1 protein-coding gene is annotated in these 1276 nt (G+C 47.9%); it reads right to left on the bottom strand.

The window, feature by feature from the left end; genetic code table 11:
* Positions 1 to 67: 67 nt before the first annotated feature.
* The gene (tuf, locus tag H2245_RS11975; RefSeq protein WP_182407639.1) at positions 68 to 1258 is read right to left on the bottom strand and encodes an elongation factor Tu; all 1191 of its coding nucleotides are present in this window, start codon (positions 1256 to 1258) and stop codon (positions 68 to 70) included.
* Positions 1259 to 1276: the final 18 nt, after the last annotated feature.

Below are 1276 nucleotides of genomic sequence, written 5' to 3'. Positions count from 1 at the left end.
AAAAAAGCCACCCTCTTTCGAGGATGGCTTTTGACTAACGGTTTAGCTTTAACCGAGTGGTTAAGACTTAAACGTTAACGTTAGCAACAACACCAGCACCTACGGTACGGCCGCCTTCACGAATAGCGAAGCGAAGACCTTTGTCCATAGCGATTGGGTGGATAAGCTCTACGCCCATCTCAACGTTATCACCAGGCATTACCATTTCAGTACCGTCTTGTAATTGGATTGCGCCAGTTACGTCAGTGGTACGGAAGTAGAACTGTGGACGATAGCCGTTTAGGAATGGTGTGTGACGACCACCCTCTTCTTTTGACAATACATATACTTCAGCGTCAAATTTGGTATGCGGAGTGATAGAACCTGGCTTCGCAAGTACTTGGCCACGTTGTACGTCTTCACGCTTAGTACCACGGAGTAGTACGCCACAGTTTTCGCCTGCACGACCTTCGTCAAGCAGTTTACGGAACATCTCTACACCCGTACAGGTGGTTTTTTGAGTGTCACGGATACCGACGATTTCAATTTCGTCACCAACTTTAACGATACCAGATTCAACACGGCCAGTTACAACGGTACCACGACCTGAGATTGAGAAGACGTCTTCGATTGGCATTAGGAATGCTTTGTCGATGTCACGCTCTGGCTCTGGGATGTAGGTGTCTAGGATGCCTAGTAGTTCTACGACGGCTGGTTGGCCGTATTTTTCTTGTGAGCCTTTTAGGGCTTCAGTGGCTGAACCTTTAACGATAGGAGTGTCATCGCCTGGGAAGTCATAGTCGCTTAATAATTCACGAACTTCCATTTCTACTAGCTCTAACAGTTCTTCGTCATCAACCATGTCACATTTGTTCATGAATACGACGATGTACGGTACGCCAACCTGACGTGACAGCAAGATGTGCTCACGGGTTTGTGGCATAGGGCCGTCAGTGGCAGATACCACTAGAATAGCACCATCCATCTGTGCAGCACCGGTGATCATGTTTTTAACATAATCGGCGTGACCTGGGCAGTCAACGTGCGCGTAGTGACGTGCTTCAGTGTCATATTCTACGTGTGAGGTGTTGATGGTGATACCACGGGCTTTTTCTTCTGGAGCTGAGTCAATAGACGCGTAGTCTTTGGCTTCGCCACCTGAAGTAATAGCAGCTACAGTTGCGATAGCGGCTGTTAAAGTGGTTTTACCATGGTCAACGTGTCCGATGGTGCCGACGTTGACGTGTGGCTTTTTGCGTTCAAACTTGGCCTTTGCCATGAGTATGTCCTTTTTATG

This window comes from Psychrobacter sp. GP33 (genome assembly GCF_014119005.1).
Classification (GTDB): Bacteria; Pseudomonadota; Gammaproteobacteria; order Pseudomonadales; family Moraxellaceae; genus Psychrobacter.
Note: the sequence above shows the minus strand (reverse complement) of the source record. Positions and strands in the feature narration are given on the sequence as shown.

Excerpts from the sequence above, each read along its gene's own strand:
- tuf (WP_182407639.1), bottom strand. The coding sequence starts at position 1,258 with ATGGCAAAGGCCAAGTTTGAACGCAAAAAGCCACACGTCAACGTCGGC.